Raw genomic sequence first — 16,630 nt, 5'->3', positions numbered from 1 at the left:
CCCCGACGAGGATCACGTCTGGACCGACATGGCGGGCAACGAGCATCCGGTCGGCGGGGTCAGCTCACCTCCCGGTGCCGGGGCTGGACGCGGTGCAGCAGGACCTGTTCGAGCAGGGCCACCAGGACATCGCGGACGGAGTCGCGGTCACGGGCGTCGCAGTCCAGGACCGGGATCCAGTCGTCGAGGCCGAGGGCTTCGCGGACCTCGGCGAGGTCGAAGTGGGTGGCGTCGTCGAAGCGGTTGACCACGACGACGAATGGGGTGTTGTGCTCCTCGAAGTAGTCCAGCACCGGGTAGCAGTCCTCGACGCGACCGGTGTCGACGACGATGACCGCGCCGAGGGCGCCGTCGACCAGGTCGTCCCACAGGAACACGAAACGGTCCTGGCCCGGGGTGCCGAACAGGTAGAGGATCAGCGACTGGTCCAGCGTGATCCGGCCGAAGTCCAAGGCGACCGTGGTGGCGGTCTTCTCGGCGCGGCGGCCCGGGTCGTCGACGCCGATCGAGACCTCGGTCATCGACGCCTCGGTGACCAGCGGCTCGATCTCGGAGATGGCGCCGATGAAGGTGGTCTTGCCGACGCCGAAGCCGCCGCTGACCACGATCTTCACCGACGACGGCATCGCCGGTGCGGCGGTACGGAATTCAGAGTGCCCGAACAAGATCCCTGATCCTCTCGATGGCGGCGGTCGACAGTTCCGGGGCGTCGCGGACCGACACGTGGCCCGCCGCGGCCAGGTCGCTGACGATCACCTTGGCGATGCCGACCGGAACCCGCAGGGCGGCACCGATTTCGGCGATGGAGTGCGGTCGCAGGCACAACTGCACGACGGTGCGTTCCTCGAACCGCAGCGGCGCCGACAGCGCGGACGGCGGTGCCTGGACCAGGGTTTCGATGCGCAGCCCGTCCAGCACCGGGACGGTGCGGCCCGCGGTGACCACGAACGGACGGACGAAGCGGTCATCGACGTCGTCGCTGTCGGTGGGCCCCACCGGGACCGGCGGTAGCTGGTCGCGCCAGCCGCTGGGGCGGTTCATCGGGATCATGCGCGGGTCGGGCAGCCGGGGTCGATCGGGATCTCTCATCTGCGCAACGACTCTCGCAGTTCACCGATCAGCCGCGGGTCGAGCAGCGAACCGGCGCGTTCGGCCAGCACCGCCATCTCGTAGCCGACCAGGCCCACATCGCAGCCGCCGTCGGCGATCACGCCCAGGCAACTGCCGTCGCCGAGTGCCGAGACCAGCAGGAAACCGCGCTTCATCTCGATCATGATCAGTTTCAGTCCGTCGAAATCGTAACTGCGCGAGGCACTGCGGGCGAGGCTGGACAGGCCCGACACCATGGCGGCGAGCCGGTCGGCGCCGGTGCGGTCCAGGCCGTCGGACATGGCGATGAGCAGCCCGTCGGAGGACACGGCGACGGTGTCGCGCACGCCGTCGGTGTTGCGGACGAAGTTGCCGAGCAGCCAGTTGAAGGTGTGCGGGTCGGCGGTCGGTAGATGGGTGGTCACCGGGAGCTCCTGTGGTCGGGTCCGATCGGTCAGTGGGTCGGATCGTGCGGGGTGGGGCCGGGGAGGGTGTCGCCACCGCGTTCGTGGCCGGTGCGGAACGACGACAGCATGCTGCGCGTCTGGTCGGGGGTCCGATCGGCGACCGGTGGCCGGTCCTGGCGGGTCACCGGTTCGCGGCGCGGACGGTCGGGCGAGCCGGTGATCTTGGCGCGCTTGCTGCGCTTGACCAGCCCGTTGCGGGTGCGTTCGACGGCGGCGGGGCCGGTCGGGTCGACGGCCGACGGATCGTGCCGGACGCCCGGCGTCGGCGAACCGGTGCGAGCGACCACCGCGGGATCACCGTGCGCCGCTTCGCTTCGGCTGCGGTCGACAGCGGGTGTTCCCGATGTTGCGTCAGGGCGCACCGGGTGCCCGCCCGGCGTGGGCGCCATGCCGTCACGCACTCGATCGGCGCCGGCGGGTGACGGTGCCACGCCATTGCGCGCGCCGTTCGTATCGGAAGGCGCCGATGCCACGCCGTCGCGCGTGCCGTTCGTATCGGCCGGTGCCACACCGTTGCGAGGGTGGTCGCCCGCGCCGGCGATCGTCGGCGCGGGATCACTCGGTGTGCCGTAGTAGCCGATGGCCTTGGTGGTGCTGCTGAGGAACTGCGCGTAGACCGAGTCGCCGGACGCGGGCGCGACGGTGCCGTTGGCCGGGGCGGATCCGGGATCCCGGCGGTGCTGTGATCGGCCGGCCGCCTCGGCCTGCCACGCCGCGCCATTCGCCGAAGGCGACCGGGAATCATCCCGCACACCACCGGCTCCGGCGAAGTCCGGTTCGACTGCCGTTCCGTTGCGGGTGACCGCTCGGCCGGGATCCGCCGCACCGGTGCGGCCCCGGTCGTCGGCCGATGGCACCGGGCGGGCACTCTCGTCGACGAGGATGCTCGCCGGCAGCAGCAGGCGGGCGACGATGCCGCTGACCGGGGAGGTGTTGAGTTCCACGTCGATGCCGAGGCGGCCCGCCAGCCGGCCGACCACGTAGTGACCCAGGTAGCGGGTGGAAGCGACGATGAAGTCCTGTTCACCGCGCAGCCGCGCGTTGGCCTCGGCGAGCTGGTCGGCGGGCATGCCGACGCCGTGATCGACCACCGCGAGCAGATAGCCGCCCGCCACCTTGCGGCCGTAGATCTCGACCTCGAGGTCGGGCGGGGAGAAGGCCAGACCGTTCTCGATGAGTTCGGCCAGCACGTGGGCGAGTTCGCTGACGACCGCACCGGCGATCGCGATGTCGTCGACCCGGCGCAGCACCACCCGGCGATAGTCGTCGACCTCCGACAGGCCGGCCCGGATGACGTCGGTGAGCGCGATCGGCTCGGCCCATCGGCGCGGGCTCGCCTCGCCGACGAGCACCAGCAGGCTTTCCGCGTTGCGGTGCATCCGGGTCGCGAGATGGTCGAGTTCGAACAGATTCGACAGCGCCTTCGGGTCGAGCTCCTCGCGCTCGAACTCGCTGATCAGCCCGAGCTGCCTGCGCACGAGGTTCTGATTGCGGCGGGCCAGGTTCGCCATCGACTCGGTGGTGTTGCGCCGCACCAGGGCCTGTTCGGAGGCCAGGTCGAAGGCGGTGGTCTGGACCCGGTCCAGCGCGCCGGCGACCGCGCCGATCTCGGCGCTGGAACCCGGTGGCGTGCGCACGGGCGCGGGCGCTTCGGGGCGGCTGTCGGCGGCCCCGCGCCAGGCGGCGATCACCTCGGGCAACCGGCTCGACGCGACGTCGTCGGCCTCGGCGGCGAGCCGGGCCAGCGGGCGGACGATGGCCCGGATACTCGCGAAGACCAGCGCCACCTCGGCGGCGATCGCCAGCAGGGCCGCCAGCGCGAAGCCGGCGAGGATCAGCGCGGCATCGCGGCGCAGGTCGGCGGCGCGGGCGCGCACGTCGTCGCCGACGGCCTGCTGCACGGCGCGCTGTTCGTCGATCACGTCGGTCATCCGTGACCACCAGACCGCCGGGTCGACCGGTTGGACCAGCGGACCCGCGGTGGAGGCGATCGCGATGTTCTCCGCTTCGGCTGCCTGCGTGGCACTCTCCCCGGACATGACCGCGTCGAGCCGGTCCTGCTGGGCGGGGGTGGCGTCGCGGTCGAACTGGGTGAGCGCGGCGGTGCGGGCGGCGCGGATGTCGAGGAACTGCACGTACTCCCCCGGCGCGAACTCCCCGGCGGCGAACACACCGTTGAGGAAGCCGCGTTCCCGCGCGGTGAACTCCTTCGCGTCACCGAGGGCGTAGAGCGCCTGCAGACCATGGCGCACCGCCGGATCGCGGGCCTGGTCGAGGCCAAGTGCCAGCCGGTTCATCGCGTCGATGCTGTCGGAATAGAACTGGAAGGCCGCCTGCCGCGAGACCGTGCGGGTGTCGATCTGCGAGCGGACACCGGGCAGACCGGCCAGATGGCCCAGCGCCGAGCGCACCTCGGCCGCGCCGGGCGGATCGGCCGCGACGATGCCCGCGAGATTCCGCAGGGCCGCGTCGGTGTCGGCCCGCTGGTCGGTGACGGGCTGCACCAGCCGCGGGTCGCCACCGAGCAGACCGTTGCTCAGACCACGTTCGCGCTGCACCTGGTGCACCAGATCCTGGGCGGCCAGCGCCACCGCGACCGCGTCCACGGTCTCGCCACTGCGCCGGAAGGCGCTGATCTGCCCGGCCATCGTCAGGCCGAGCAGGGCCAGCACCAGCACGAGCGAGACCGCCAGGATCCGGGCGAGCTGACCGGAGATGGTGCGCGGCCGGATCAGCCGGCCGCCCGCGGCCTGCCGACGGGAATGTGAACGCACCACCTGCTCCTTTGAAACACCGGCGGGTGGAAATTCCCGGCGGCCCAGCGAAAGTCAGGTGTCAACTTGCACTGCCCGGACCGCGCGGTCAATCCGGGACAGCGTAAGAACAGGTTTCGTGCACTGATCTCAACATGCCGGAAATCAACGGGGCTTTCTGTGTCCGAAAGCTCACAGCCCGCACGGCAATTGCGTGACCGGCCCGTTCGATGCGCGACACATAGCGGGGGAATTGCGGCCGTGACGTCGCCCACATTTTCTGGCGGCGCTATTCCCGGTACCACACCGGAAACGCGCGCGAGTCAACCGATCCGAAATGAACGATAGCGAGACGAATCGCGAATACCCCGGATATCCGGGAAATTCGAGACCGAACGGTAATTACTCGCCGCCGAGAATGCCGAGCACCTGCTCGGAGAAGAAGAACGGCTCGAGCCGTTCCCGGATCAGCCCGGCCAGCACACCGTTGCGCTTGGCCGACTCGATGACTGCGGGACCGTAACGCAGGATCTCGGTGCTGACGTCCTCGGCGGTCAGGCCGAGTTCGGGCAGCATCGCCGAGAGCGTGTGCTTGCCGTACTTGGCGTAGAACACCTCGACGCACTCGCGCACGAGCATCCCGAAGTATTCCTTCTCCCTGGTCGTCACCGCGATCTCGTAGCAGATCTGGACCAGTTCGTTGAGGTCCTTCTGGGTCAGGTATTCGCGCAGGCCGGCCACCGGCTCGTCGGCGTGCAGGTCCCAGAACTCCATGGCCGCCGAGTGCACGGGGGCGTCGCGCAGCATGTCGCGGATGGCGTTGTTGGTGCGCTTGAGCGCGAACAGGGCGCCCTTGCCCGCGAGGTCACCGACGAAGGTGCTGTCGGCGACCTTCTTGGCGCGGTTCGCGGCCGACTGGCCCAGCGACATCAGCGAGGAGACACCGGGGATCTTCTCGGCGCGCTCGCGGTTGGCCTGCATGAAATCGCCGATCAGTTTGTCGACGAAGCGGGCCGCGACGGTGGCTACGAGCGGGCTCTCGGTGAGCCGGTCCAGGATCCGCTCCTGAGCCTGGTGCATGCCGAAGATCTTCTCCAGCAGCGCCTCCACCGGCTCCCGGTCGACGACATCGCCGAGGGTGTATTCGGTGTTGGACGCGATGTGGTCGTAGATCGCGTCGGAGAAGATGCCGACGGTGTCGGCGATGACGGGGCTGCCGCCGATGCGGTCGAAGACCGTCGCGACGGTCTGCTCGCCCTGCTCGAGCGAGACGACGTCACCGAAGACGATCGTCTCGCCCACGGCCAGCACCGCGGCCACGTCACGCGCGATCACCTCGGCGAACCGTTCGCCGGTCACCTCGGCGAGCAGGAACTCCACCTGCGCGTCGAGCAGTCGTTCGGCGATCTGGCGCGCCTGCGTCATCTGGGTCCACCCATCACGGTCGTTGCATCGGACGGGAGACCTCACGGCTACTTGTCGTCGGCTCCGGAATCGTTGCGCTGCATCGATTTCCGAATCTGGTCCAGACGCTCGCGCGCGGCTTTCTCCCGCGCCTCCCACTGTTCGTCGGCACTGCGACCCGCGGGGGTCTGCCGGTCGAGCTCACCCATTCCCTGCGCGGTGCCGAAGCGCTGCTCGACCTTATCGCGAACCGCGTCGAATGTCGGCACTCCGGAAGTGGAATAGCCGCCGGTCGCAGTGGGTGCGGCCGTTCCGGGCAGGCCATGCGGTACCGGCGGTACCGGCATGGCGCCTCCGACCTGCTCCGATGCGACGGACACCACATCGGCGTCCAGGACATCCGTGTCCAGAGTCACAGGCGCGCCGGTCTCGGCATGACCGGCCTCGAGCTGGGCGAGCGCGGCGGCGACGGCGCCGAGGCCGGGTCGTCCGGCGACGGCGGCCCGCAGCACCGACACCAGTTCGGCGTCCGGCAGCGCGGCCAGGTGACCGAGGATCTCGCTCGTTTCGCTCATACCGCCAGGCTACGCAGACCGGTGCGACAGGCCCAGGAGATCAGTCCAGGAAGGTGTCGGTCCACTCGACGATGCGCCGGGGCCACGCCGGGCCCAGCGCGTCGATGACGTCGTTGTGGCCCGCGCCGGGGACGACGACCAATTCCTTCGGCTCCCTGGCCGCGGCGAACAGGCGCTCGGCATGGCGCAGCGGGAGCAGTTCGTCGCGGTCGCCGTGGAACATCAGCACCGGCACCCGGAGTTCGGCGATCCGGCGCAGGTTCGGGTACGCGTTCGGGATCAGCGACGCGGGCAGGAACGGATAGACCGACCGGGCCGCCGCGCGCATGCTGCTGAAGGTCGACATGAGCAGCATGCCCGCGGGCGGATACTCGGTGGCCAGTTCGAGCAGGACGCCACCGCCGAGCGACTTGCCGAGATACAGCACCCGCTCCGCGTCGACACCGCGCTGGTCGAGCAGGGCGGCGCGGACAGCCCTGGCGTCGAGATAGGTGCCCCGCTCCCCCGGCGCGCCCGTACTGTGGCCGAACCCGCGGTAGTCGAAGGCGAGCACATCGAAACCGGCCCGGACCAGCAGCGCGATGATCGGCACCCGATCGCCGATGGTGCCCGCGTTGCCGTGCGCGTAGAGGATGTGCCCGCGGGGGCGGTCGGCGCGCACGAACCAGCCGTGCAAGTCGACGCCGTCGGCGGTGCGCATCGTGAGGTCGCGGTAGTCGAGACCGAGGGCGGCGGGAGTCTGGGCGACGTGCTTGTCCGGGTGGTAGACCAGCACGTTGAGCACCCGGGTCGCGGGATGTCGCATCACTTGCCGCGGCCCGCCTGGAAACCGAAGTCCCAGTGGTAGAGCCTGGCGATCTCCACGACGCCGCCGCCCGGCTGACCGGCCGGTGGCCGGACGAAGGTGCCCTCGCGCCGGACCACCAGCTCACCGTCGACATTCTCCAGGACGGCGAGCACCGCGTCGCGGGAGTTGTCGGTGCAGCCGTCGAGGGTCATCTCGATCGGCGCCGAGTTCACCGGATGCAGGGTGACGGTGGCGTGCACGCCACGGAAATCGCTCGCACCGTCGTAGATCGAGGCGAACACCAGGATGCGGCGGAAGAACCGGGTGTAGTCCAGGTTGATCGAAAGGTTCTCGCCGCTGCTGCCGGCGCCGGTGCGATCGTCCCGGTCGAGATGGATGAACGGCGGCTCGTACAGCGCGCCGAACCGGCGGTCCAGCGCACGCACCGAGCCGATCGCGCCATCGACCAGTTCGAAGAAGCAGCACAGGTCGAGGTCGATGTTCTTGCCGCGCAGTTTGCCGAACAGGCGGCCGGTCGCGGCCATCGAGGTCCAGTTGAGATTCACCCGCATGACACCGCCGACGGCCCCGTGCTTCGTCAGCGAGACCGAGGGTGCTTCCTTGGTGAGCGAGACCTTGGCGAGGTTCACCGGTGGTTGCGTGGGCGGGTACGGCTGTGTGGGCGGCGGGTACGGCTGGTTGGCCTGCGGGGAAGCCGCGAACGGGTGCGCGGGCGACTGGCGCTGGTTCGGCTGCGGCGCGGGGGCGTACGGCTGGGCCTGCGGTTGCTGTCCGCTCGGCGAGGTGGCGGGGGCGTCGTCGACGGAGATGTCGAAGTCGGTGGCCAGGCCTGCCAGTCCGGAGTCGTAGCCCTGGCCGACCGCGCGGAACTTCCACGCGCCCTGGCGGCGATACAGCTCGCCGAGGACGAAGGCGGTCTCGGTGGTGGCGCCGGTGCTGTCGAATCGGGCGACCTCGGCGCCGGTGGCCGCGTCGAGCACGCGGATGTAGAGGCCGTGGAACTGGCCGAAGGTACCGCCGTCGGCGGAGGCGGCGAGCACGATCGTCTCGATCTGCGGCTCCACCTGGACCAGGTTCACCGACAGCGTGTCGACGACGGTGTGGCCCTGCTGTTTACCTTTGTGGCGAACCGCGCCCGACGGGTGCACGGCCTGGTTGTAGAAGACGAAGTCGTCATCGGAACGCACCTTCGCACCGGCCAGCAGCAGGGCGGAAGCGTCGGCGTCGGGCACCCCGGGCCCCGACTGCCACCCCAGTTCGACGCGGACCGCGGCAGCGGGCACCGCGACATTGGCGCCCTTCATCATCGACACACCTGCCAACCTAGCCCGCCCGCGCACCGAGCCCAAGCTCCGCGCCCCGCACGCCCCGGATCGATGGCACGTACCGGGCATCGACTACGCACTCGCTCGCCGCCTACCCCGACACCGCGGTCCAGATGCCGGTCGAACTGTTCGACCGCCTGCACGCGGGCCGCGACCAGAGACCAGCCACGCTCGGTGAGCCTGACCAGGCGGGCGCCCCGAGTCCGCGTCGAGTTCGGCGGACAGCACACGGGCGGCGGCCGGGATTCGCCGCGGGCGCGGCACCCTTCGCGGCGGGGCGGCGACCGCTACCGAGCTCGTGCTCGGCCTGACGCTGATCGTCGGCGTACGGGTCAGGGCCGCGGCGGCCGTGTTCACGACGTTCGCGCCGGCGATGGCGACCTCGGTCGGTGTCGCCGCGATGGCCGAGTACGCGGTGCCGGTGATGATCGGCGGCGCACTGCTCGTCGGCAAGGCCACGCGCGCGACCGCGCGGAACAGGTCGATCATGCTGTGGCGCACAGGTATTCGGCGGCGGGGTGAAACACTCGATCTCGGTGACCGGGTCGCGAGTCCTGCTCGGCGGTGCCCCCTGCGGGAACCGGCGGATCGATACTCGGCGGGTCATAGCGTCTCACGGATGATTAATTCACTTGTTCCGCGGAAGCGGAAGTCGTTGTTGTCCTTGGTGTCGGTGCCGCTGATGGCCGTGGGCCTGGTGGCGGTGGGGCTGGTGGGTACCGCCGACGCCGCACCCGGCGCGGGCGGACCCACCAAGATCGATCTGCAGGGCGCTGCCAACGTCCGTGACCTGGGTGGCTACCTCACCTACGACGGAGCGAAGGTCAAGTCGGGCAAGCTCGTTCGGGCCGATGCGCTCGCCAAGCTGACCGACGCCGATCTGCAGAAGCTGGCCGCGTTGAAGGTCCAGCAGGTGATCGACTTCCGGACGCAGGCCGAGGTGCAGTCGATGGGGGCCGACAAGCTGCCCGCCGGGGTTCCGCTGGTGGCCCGTCCGATCGACGACGGCGGCATGTTCGTGAAGATGTACCAGGCGATTTCGTCGAAGGATCCGGTGCAGCAGCAGGAAATGCTGGGCGACGGCAAAGCCGAGCAGATCATGCAGAACGTGTATCTCAACTTCTTCACCCCCGACGCGATGGGGAAGTTCGGGCAGTCGGTCCGGGATCTCGCGGACACCGCGAACGCCACGCTGTACCACTGCACCGCCGGTAAGGACCGGACGGGCTGGCTGTCCTACGTGACGCTGCGGGCCGTCGGCGTGCCGGAATCGGTGGCGCGGCAGGACTATCTGCTGTCGAATCAGTACCGGGCAGCGGCGGATGCCGCGCTGCGGGCCCAGCTGAAGCAGGCGGGCATCATGCAGAATCCGGACCTGCTGATTCCCCTGCAGGAAGTACGGGACGCGTATCTCGAGGTGGCGCTCGCCCAGATCGACGAGAAGTACGGGGACTTCGGTACGTACCTCACCGACGGACTCGGGCTCGACGGCTGGACCCTGCTGAAACTGCGGAAGAATCTCGTGTCCTGACCGGACGCCGCAGACGACGAAGGCCGCCCGGCGACCTGCCGGGCGGCCTTCGGTCTGCGGATCAGCCGCGCAGTTCGGCGCCTACCGCGGTGCCCGCCGCGGCGACGGCGGCGTCGCGGGCGGCGCTGGCCTCGTCCTCGGTGAGGGTGCGGTCGGTGGCGCGGAAGCGCAGGGCGTAGGTGAGCGACTTGCGGCCCTCACCGGCCTGAGCGCCTTCGTAGACATCGAACAGCGCGATGTCCTCGAGCAGGTCGCCACCGCCGGTGCGCAGCGCCGATTCGACGCTCGCGGCGGGCACGGCCTTCTCGACGCTGATCGACACGTCCTGCAGGACGGCGGGAAACGCCGACACCGTGGGCGCCGGGCGGGCCTCGGTCAGCGGCAGCGCGTCGAGGTCGAGTTCCAGCGCGCAGGTGCGGGGCGGCAGACCGGCGCGCTCGAGCACGGCCGGGTGCAGCTCGCCCGCGTGGCCGACCACGACACCGTCGACGACCAGTTCCGCGCAGCGGCCCGGATGCCACGGCAGGTGCACCGCGGCCCGGCGCTCGACGGTGACGCCGGCGGCGTCGGCGACGGCGTCGACCAGCGCGAAGGTGTCGGCGGCCTCGGCCTGACGACCCGGGCCCCAGGGTCCGCGCGGGTCGCGCTTGCCGCTGAGCACCGCGGCCACGTGCACCGGCTGCGCGGGCAGCGACGCGGTGAGCTCGGCGATCTGCTCGTTGCTGGGCCGACGGTCCACCGGCAGCGCCTCGACCGCATGGGTCTCGGCGCCGGGCAGCACGACCTGGGCGATGCCGTAGATCGTGAGGTCGCGCGCGCCACGGGAGATATTGCGGGCGGCCACTTCCAGCAGACCGGGCAGCAGGGTGGTCGCCAGCTCGGGACGCTCGGTGTCGAGCGGGTTCAGCACGCGGGTGGTGTTGCGGCGCGGATCGCCCGCGTCGAGACCCCACACGTCGAACACCCCGGCGGGCAGGAACACCGGCGCGGGCACTTCCACGCCGCCGGCGAACGCCAGCGCCCGGCTCACGGCACGGCGCCGCTTCTGCGCGGCGGTCAGGCCGCGACCGGCGGGCGCGGACGGCAGCACCGACGGGATCTGCTCGAGACCCTCGAGGCGCAGCACCTCCTCGACCAGGTCGGCGGGTTGGGCCAGGTCGGGCCGCCAGGTCGGCGGGGTCACCAGCAGCTGGGTCTTGCCCGCGTCGTTGACCTCGATCTCGACCCCGGCACCGATCTGGGCGAGCCTGCGCACGGCGGTGCCCGCCGGGTAGGTGACGCCGGCGACGCGGTCGGGCAGGTCGATGTCCATCGCGATCGGCGCGACCGGCGCGAGGGGCACCCGGATGTCGGTGAGCGTGGATTCGATGGTGCCGCCGGTGATCTCGGCCAGCAGCGTCGCCGCCCGGTCGAGCGCGACGATGTTGATCTCCGGGTCGACGACGCGCTCGTAGCGCTTGCCCGCCTCCGAGACCAGCTTGTGCCTGCGCGCCGTGCGGTACACCCGCAGCGGGTTCCAGGTCGCCGCCTCGAGCACCACATCGGTGGTCTCCGGGCCGACCTCGGTGCTTGCGCCGCCCATCACACCCGCCAGCGAGACGACGCCGGAATCGTCGGCGATCACCACGTCCTCGGCGTCGAGGGTGCGCTCGGTGTCGTCGAGGGTGCGCAGCGTCTCGCCGGTGTTGGCCGAGCGAACGACCAAGCCGCCGTTGAGCTTCGCCGCGTCGAAGGCGTGCAGCGGCTGGCCCAGTTCGAGCATCACGTAGTTGGTGACGTCGACGGCGGGCGAGATCGGGCGCATGCCCGACAGCATCAGCCTGCGCTGCAGCCACAGCGGGCTCACCGCGTTCGGATCGATCCCGGTGACCCGCCGCGCGCCGAAGCGCGTGCACTCGGCGTCGGCCTCGAGCCGCACCGGCCACGCCACCGCGTCGCCGTCGGGCACCGTCCGCACGGCGGGGTCGGCGTATTCGAGGTCGAAGCCGCAGGCCAGTTCGCGGGCGAGGCCGCGCACCGAGAAGCAGTAGCCGCGATCGGGGGTGATGTTGAGCTCGATGATCGTGTCGCCGGTGCCCAGCAGCACGTTCGCGTCGTCACCGGGCTGCGCCGAGCCGGGCTCGAGCACCAGGATGCCGTCGTGATCCTTGCCGATGCCGAGTTCGGCGACCGAGCAGATCATGCCGTTGGAGGTGTGCCCGTAGGTCTTGCGGGAGGAGATCCTGAACCCGCCGGGCAGCACGCCGCCGGGCAGCACCACGACCACCAGGTCGCCGACCGCGAAATTGCGGGCGCCGCAGACGATCTCCTGCAGCTCGGGGTTGCCGACGTCGACCTTGCAGAAGCGGATCGGCTTCTTGAACTCGGTCAGCTCGGTGATCTCGGCGACCCGGCCGACGACCAGCGGCTTGTCGATGTCACCACCGATCGGCTCGAGCTTGTCGACCTCCTCGACCTCCAGGCCGACACGGACGAAACCGGCGTCGAGCTCTTCGGCGGACACCGACCATTCCGGGGTGGTGCGCTGCAGGATCTCGGTCAGCCAGGACTGCGCTACTCGCACGTGACTTTTCGCTCTCTCTCAGGACCGGATACCGAAGGGCAGGGTGAACCGCACGTCGCCCTCGACGATGTCGCGCATGTCGGGGATGCCGTTGCGGAACTGCAGCGTGCGCTCCATACCCATGCCGAACGCGAACCCGGAGTACACCTCGGGATCGATGCCGCTGGCAATCAGGACCTTCGGGTTGACCATGCCGCAGCCGCCCCACTCGACCCAGCCCGCGCCGCCCTTCTTGTCCGGGAACCACACGTCGACCTCGGCCGAGGGTTCGGTGAACGGGAAGTAGTTGGGGCGCATGCGGGTTCGGGTGTCGGGACCGAACAGGGCGCGCGCGAACGCGTCGAGGGTGCCGCGCAGGTGGGCCATGGTCAGGCCCTTGTCGATGGCCAGTCCCTCCACCTGGGAGAACACCGGGGTGTGGGTGGCGTCGAGCTCGTCGGTGCGGAAGGTGCGGCCCGGGCACACGACATAGATCGGCAGCTCGCGTTCCAGCATCGAGCGCACCTGCACCGGGGAGGTGTGCGTGCGCAGCACCTGGCGCGAACCCTCCGGGGCGATATGGAAGGTGTCCTGCATGGTGCGCGCCGGGTGGTCGGGCAGGAAGTTCAGCGCGTCGAAGTTGAAGTGCTCGGTCTCGACCTCGGGACCCTCGGCGACCTCCCAGCCCATACCGACGAACACGTCGGCGATCTGCTCGGAGATGACGGTGATGGGGTGGCGGGCACCGACCGGCTGACGGCGCGCGGGCAGGGTGACGTCGATCTTCTCGGCCACCAGCACGGCCTGATCGCGCTCTTCCAGCAGCGCGGCGCGGCGGGCCTCGAACGCGTCGGACACGCGCTTGCGGGCAACGTTGACCCGCTTGCCCGCGTCGGCCTTCTCCTCCTTGGGCAGCGTGCCCAGCCCGCGCTGAGCCAGCGCGATCGGCGACTTGCCGCCGATGTACTCGGTCTTGGCGACCGCCAGCGCATCCAGATCAGCCGCAGCGGCGAACGCCTTCTCGGCCTCCGCTGCCGCTGCCGCGAGTGCCTCCTCGGTCAGCAAGGCGTTCTGCTCGACTCCACTGTTGTCGTCGGCCACGATCGTTCGACTCTCCCCTGGGGATCGGTTCACGGGTGCGTCATTGCCTACCCGTATCGGTGCTGCATAAATCCTATGGGATCGGGTTCCGGCGATTCATCCGGATTACCGGCGGCGCGATCACGACCGTGCTAGCGCCCGCAGGAAGGTCCCGATCCGGACCGACAAGTCCAGGTCAGGCCGGTCTTCCCGGGGCGCGCACCACGATCGGCGACGCCCCCGAATTCGTGGGAACCGAAACGCCGTGAGTTCCGTCCAACCGTTCAAACACATCAGCGTGTTCGACTCGAGAACAGGACGACTCGATGCCGGAACAGACTTGCGATTCGACCCCGCCCCCGGGCCCCCGCACCCGCCTCACGGCCCCGGGTAGCGGCCTGGCCCTGTGCGGCCTGAGCATCCGCGGCCCCCGCCACCGTCCCTTTCCCCGCGCCGCAGGCCCCTGCCCCCAGCGACCGATCGAGCCCCGGGAAATCGAGCCCGACCAGGGCACTTCCCGGCCGGAGGACGTCGATTGACGGCGACCCTGCGGTCGTCGCCGAGGACATCAGTGCTGGTCGTAGAGCGGCAGGCAGGCGGTATCGAGCGACATCGACAATGGCGCCGCCAGCACGATCGGGGCACCGAAATCGCCTTCGACCGGGTCCGGATATACCCCGGTATTCGGCTCTCGATACAGCGCCCAGCGGCCGAACCGAGGGTCGATGACGAGCAGAGCGCGCACACCCGCCGCGCCGTACCAGCCGTTCTTGCCGGTGATCTGGTGCGCTTTCTCCGATTTCGAGATCACCTCGACAGCCAGCTCCACATCGGCGGGGTCGGCGAGCCACTCATCGTCGGTATCCCAGGCGTCAGGGAGCACGACGAGGTCGGGCGTGCAGTAATCGTCGATATCACCGGGCATGGCGATCGATGTCACCTCGTAGGCGGCGAGCCCCTCCGGCATGACCGATTCGAGTTGGTGACGCAATCGACGAATCGTGCCCGCGTGTTTCCCACGCGGGGTCGGTGACATCACGAGGGCCCCTCCCAGAATCTCGACCCGCAGACCCGTCGCGCGTTCGATCTGCTCGGCGACGCCACGGAGATTGCCGGGCCGTGGGTGCATCGCGGGAAGGGTCATGCGGTCGCTCCATTCGTGCGGACTGCCGAGCTCAACGATAGCGCGACCGGACAGCACCCGAAGTGGACGCGTCACTGCGGCCATCCCGGAGGGCATGCACAACCCATCAGCATGCTCGACTCGAGACAGGACGACTCGATGCAAGAGTGAATCCGTATGAGCCGCACCTGCGTGCCGACGGTCGCCGACGACATCCGGGCGCGAGTGCGTGGTTCACCCGGTCGGCGCTGCCGACGATCGACCGGATCGGTGGCTATCTCGACATCCTCGACGTGCACGGGGTCGAGTGGAAGCGACTGGACACCGATACTCCGGGAGTCATTCCGCAGCAGGTCGTGGCCGTTCCCAACGGGGCGACCGCACCCGTCCGGTGTTGACCGGGACGCAGCGGGGCCTGCCGGACGTGGCGATGGTCCGCGTACCGAGCGACACGCGGACCATCGTCTCCGGGATCAGGCCGCCGGTGCCGTGTGCCGGGGCAGGAAGGCCGCGATGACGGCCGCGACGGCGACCAGACCCGCGCCGACCCAGACGGCGGGGACGAGGCCGTCGACGTAGGACTGGGGGTCGGTATAGGCGCCGTAGGAGGCGAAGACCGAGGCCAGGACGGCGATGCCCATGGCGACGCCGACTTCGCGGACGGTGCTGTTGATGCCGGAGGCCATGCCCTGGTCGTCCGGGGCTGCGCTGTCCATCACGATCGTGGAGGACGGAGCGAAGGTGAGGCCCATGCCGATGCCGCCGAGCACGAACGGGGCGACGAAGTTGAGGTAGGGCAGGTCGACGGTGATGATCAGCGCCATCCACGCCAGCGAGATCGCGAGGCAGACCTGCCCGGCGGCGATGAGGAGCCGGGGTCCGACCCGGTCGATCACCAGCCCGGCCAGCGGCGCGACCACCATCGGAACCATCGTCCACGGCATGGTGCGCACGCCCGACTCGAGCGGTGAGTAGCCCTGCACCACCTGGAAGTACTGGGCCAGCAGGAAGATCGCGCCGAACACACCGGCGGAGAAGGCGAAGGAGATGAGGTAGCTCAGGCTCAGACCACGGGAGGCGAACATGTGTAGCGGGAGCATCGGATCGGAGGTTCGGTTCTCCCAGACCACGAAGGCGGCGAGCAGCAGGCCACCGCCGATCAGCGCGGCGAGCACGGCCGGTGCGGTCCAGCCGTCGTCGGCGCCGTGGATGACGCCCCACACCAGCGCCAGCACGCCGCCCGCCGAGAGCACCAGGCCGAGGAGATCGAGTGTGCGCGCGGCACCGAAGGACTCGCTGAGCATGCGCGCCGCGAACGGCAGTGCCAGCAGGCCGACCGGGATGTTCAGCCAGAAGATCCACTGCCAGTTCAGCCCGTCGACGACCGCGCCGCCGACCACCGGACCGACCGCGATACCGAGCCCGGCGATACCGCCCCAGATGCCGATCGCGGCGCTGCGCATCCGCTCGGGCACCGCCGCCGCGAGCAGGGTCAGCGACAACGGCATCACGGCCGCGCCGCCCGCGCCCTGCACGGCGCGCGCCGCGATCAGCATCCACGGTTCGGTGGCCATGGCGCATGCGGCCGAGGCGACCACGAACAGGGCGATACCGGCCAGGAATACCCGGCGCCGCCCGATCCGGTCACCCAGCGCCGAGGCCGTCAGCAGCAGCGAGGCGAAGGACAGTGTGTAGGCGTTGACGAACCACTGCAGGTCCGAAAGTGATGCTCCCAGTTCGGTTTTGATCACCGGCAGCGCGTTCGTCACGACGAGGTTGTCCAGCGTGACCATGAACATCGGCACGGCGACCGCGGCGATGACCGCACCGAGCGGCTTGGCCTTCGCGCCCGCCTCGCGCGGCGTCTCGGCGGTGGACTTGCCGCCTGGATCGAGTGTTTGCGTCATCTCCGAGCCCCTTGGTTGTTATTCAC

The 16,630-nt window shown here is 69.9% G+C and carries 14 protein-coding genes; 2 read left to right on the top strand and 12 right to left on the bottom strand.

Annotated elements, in window-relative coordinates; all coding sequences use genetic code 11:
• Positions 1-59: 59 nt before the first annotated feature.
• The 8 genes from NV348_RS29145 to NV348_RS29110 all read right to left on the bottom strand — a co-directional run bounded on the left by NV348_RS29145 (position 60) and on the right by NV348_RS29110 (position 8,403).
• Positions 60-626, bottom strand: a complete 567-nt coding sequence (locus NV348_RS29145) for a GTP-binding protein (RefSeq protein WP_447151176.1) — start codon at positions 624-626, stop codon at positions 60-62.
• 22 nt (positions 627-648) lie between these two features.
• The gene (locus NV348_RS29140) at positions 649-1,089 is read right to left on the bottom strand and encodes a DUF742 domain-containing protein (RefSeq protein WP_447149709.1); all 441 of its coding nucleotides are present in this window, start codon (positions 1,087-1,089) and stop codon (positions 649-651) included.
• Entirely contained in the window at positions 1,086-1,514 is a 429-nt protein-coding gene (locus NV348_RS29135) for a roadblock/LC7 domain-containing protein (RefSeq protein WP_355281632.1), read from the bottom strand. The genes NV348_RS29140 and NV348_RS29135 overlap by 4 nt, the downstream gene beginning before the upstream one ends.
• Before the next feature lie 29 nt (positions 1,515-1,543).
• Entirely contained in the window at positions 1,544-4,330 is a 2,787-nt protein-coding gene (locus NV348_RS29130) for a sensor histidine kinase (protein ID WP_447149708.1), read from the bottom strand.
• Positions 4,331-4,711: 381 nt separating this feature from the next.
• Positions 4,712-5,734 carry a hypothetical protein gene (locus tag NV348_RS29125; protein WP_447149707.1) on the bottom strand — a complete coding sequence of 341 codons (1,023 nt, stop codon included), beginning with the start codon at positions 5,732-5,734 and terminating at the stop codon, positions 4,712-4,714.
• Between the two features lie 47 nt (positions 5,735-5,781).
• Positions 5,782-6,288 (bottom strand): hypothetical protein, encoded by a 507-nt coding sequence (locus NV348_RS29120; RefSeq protein WP_447149706.1) that lies wholly within the window; start codon positions 6,286-6,288, stop codon positions 5,782-5,784.
• A gap of 40 nt (positions 6,289-6,328) precedes the next feature.
• Positions 6,329-7,093 carry an alpha/beta hydrolase gene (locus tag NV348_RS29115; RefSeq protein ID WP_447151175.1) on the bottom strand — a complete coding sequence of 255 codons (765 nt, stop codon included), beginning with the start codon at positions 7,091-7,093 and terminating at the stop codon, positions 6,329-6,331.
• Positions 7,093-8,403 (bottom strand): TerD family protein, encoded by a 1,311-nt coding sequence (locus NV348_RS29110; protein ID WP_447151174.1) that lies wholly within the window; start codon positions 8,401-8,403, stop codon positions 7,093-7,095. Before NV348_RS29110 ends, NV348_RS29115 begins: the two co-directional genes overlap by 1 nt.
• 316 nt (positions 8,404-8,719) lie before the next feature.
• Between NV348_RS29110 and NV348_RS29105 the strand changes: the two genes are divergently transcribed.
• Complete coding sequence (locus NV348_RS29105) at positions 8,720-9,952, top strand: tyrosine-protein phosphatase (protein WP_447149705.1); 1,233 nt, start codon at positions 8,720-8,722, stop codon at positions 9,950-9,952.
• A 61-nt stretch (positions 9,953-10,013) separates the two neighbouring features.
• Here the strand turns inward: NV348_RS29105 and pheT are convergent, their stop codons facing one another.
• The 3 genes from pheT to NV348_RS29090 form a co-directional block, all read right to left on the bottom strand.
• Positions 10,014-12,515: a phenylalanine--tRNA ligase subunit beta gene (pheT, locus tag NV348_RS29100; RefSeq protein ID WP_447149704.1), complete on the bottom strand. Its 2,502-nt coding sequence runs from the start codon at positions 12,513-12,515 to the stop codon at positions 10,014-10,016.
• An 18-nt stretch (positions 12,516-12,533) separates the two neighbouring features.
• Positions 12,534-13,595: a phenylalanine--tRNA ligase subunit alpha gene (gene pheS / locus NV348_RS29095; RefSeq protein ID WP_218716549.1), complete on the bottom strand. Its 1,062-nt coding sequence runs from the start codon at positions 13,593-13,595 to the stop codon at positions 12,534-12,536.
• Between the two features lie 547 nt (positions 13,596-14,142).
• Positions 14,143-14,718 (bottom strand): Uma2 family endonuclease, encoded by a 576-nt coding sequence (locus tag NV348_RS29090; RefSeq protein ID WP_447149703.1) that lies wholly within the window; start codon positions 14,716-14,718, stop codon positions 14,143-14,145.
• A gap of 146 nt (positions 14,719-14,864) precedes the next feature.
• Between NV348_RS29090 and NV348_RS29085 the strand changes: the two genes are divergently transcribed.
• On the top strand, positions 14,865-15,095 hold the full coding sequence (locus NV348_RS29085; RefSeq protein WP_447149702.1) for a hypothetical protein: 231 nt from the start codon (positions 14,865-14,867) through the stop codon (positions 15,093-15,095).
• A gap of 75 nt (positions 15,096-15,170) precedes the next feature.
• Here the strand turns inward: NV348_RS29085 and NV348_RS29080 are convergent, their stop codons facing one another.
• Positions 15,171-16,604, bottom strand: a complete 1,434-nt coding sequence (locus tag NV348_RS29080; RefSeq protein WP_447149701.1) for an MFS transporter — start codon at positions 16,602-16,604, stop codon at positions 15,171-15,173.
• Positions 16,605-16,630 lie beyond the last annotated feature (26 nt).

Source organism: Nocardia fodinahabitans, assembly GCF_052983615.1.
Note: the sequence above shows the minus strand (reverse complement) of the source record. Positions and strands in the feature narration are given on the sequence as shown.

Coding starts and splice junctions, on each gene's coding strand:
- NV348_RS29145 (WP_447151176.1), bottom strand. CDS start 626: ATGCCGTCGTCGGTGAAGATCGTGGTCAGCGGCGGCTTCGGCGTCGGC.
- NV348_RS29140 (WP_447149709.1), bottom strand. CDS start 1,089: ATGAGAGATCCCGATCGACCCCGGCTGCCCGACCCGCGCATGATCCCG.
- NV348_RS29125 (WP_447149707.1), bottom strand. CDS start 5,734: ATGACGCAGGCGCGCCAGATCGCCGAACGACTGCTCGACGCGCAGGTG.
- NV348_RS29120 (WP_447149706.1), bottom strand. CDS start 6,288: ATGAGCGAAACGAGCGAGATCCTCGGTCACCTGGCCGCGCTGCCGGAC.
- NV348_RS29115 (WP_447151175.1), bottom strand. CDS start 7,093: ATGCGACATCCCGCGACCCGGGTGCTCAACGTGCTGGTCTACCACCCG.
- NV348_RS29110 (WP_447151174.1), bottom strand. CDS start 8,403: ATGATGAAGGGCGCCAATGTCGCGGTGCCCGCTGCCGCGGTCCGCGTC.
- NV348_RS29090 (WP_447149703.1), bottom strand. CDS start 14,718: ATGACCCTTCCCGCGATGCACCCACGGCCCGGCAATCTCCGTGGCGTC.
- NV348_RS29080 (WP_447149701.1), bottom strand. CDS start 16,604: ATGACGCAAACACTCGATCCAGGCGGCAAGTCCACCGCCGAGACGCCG.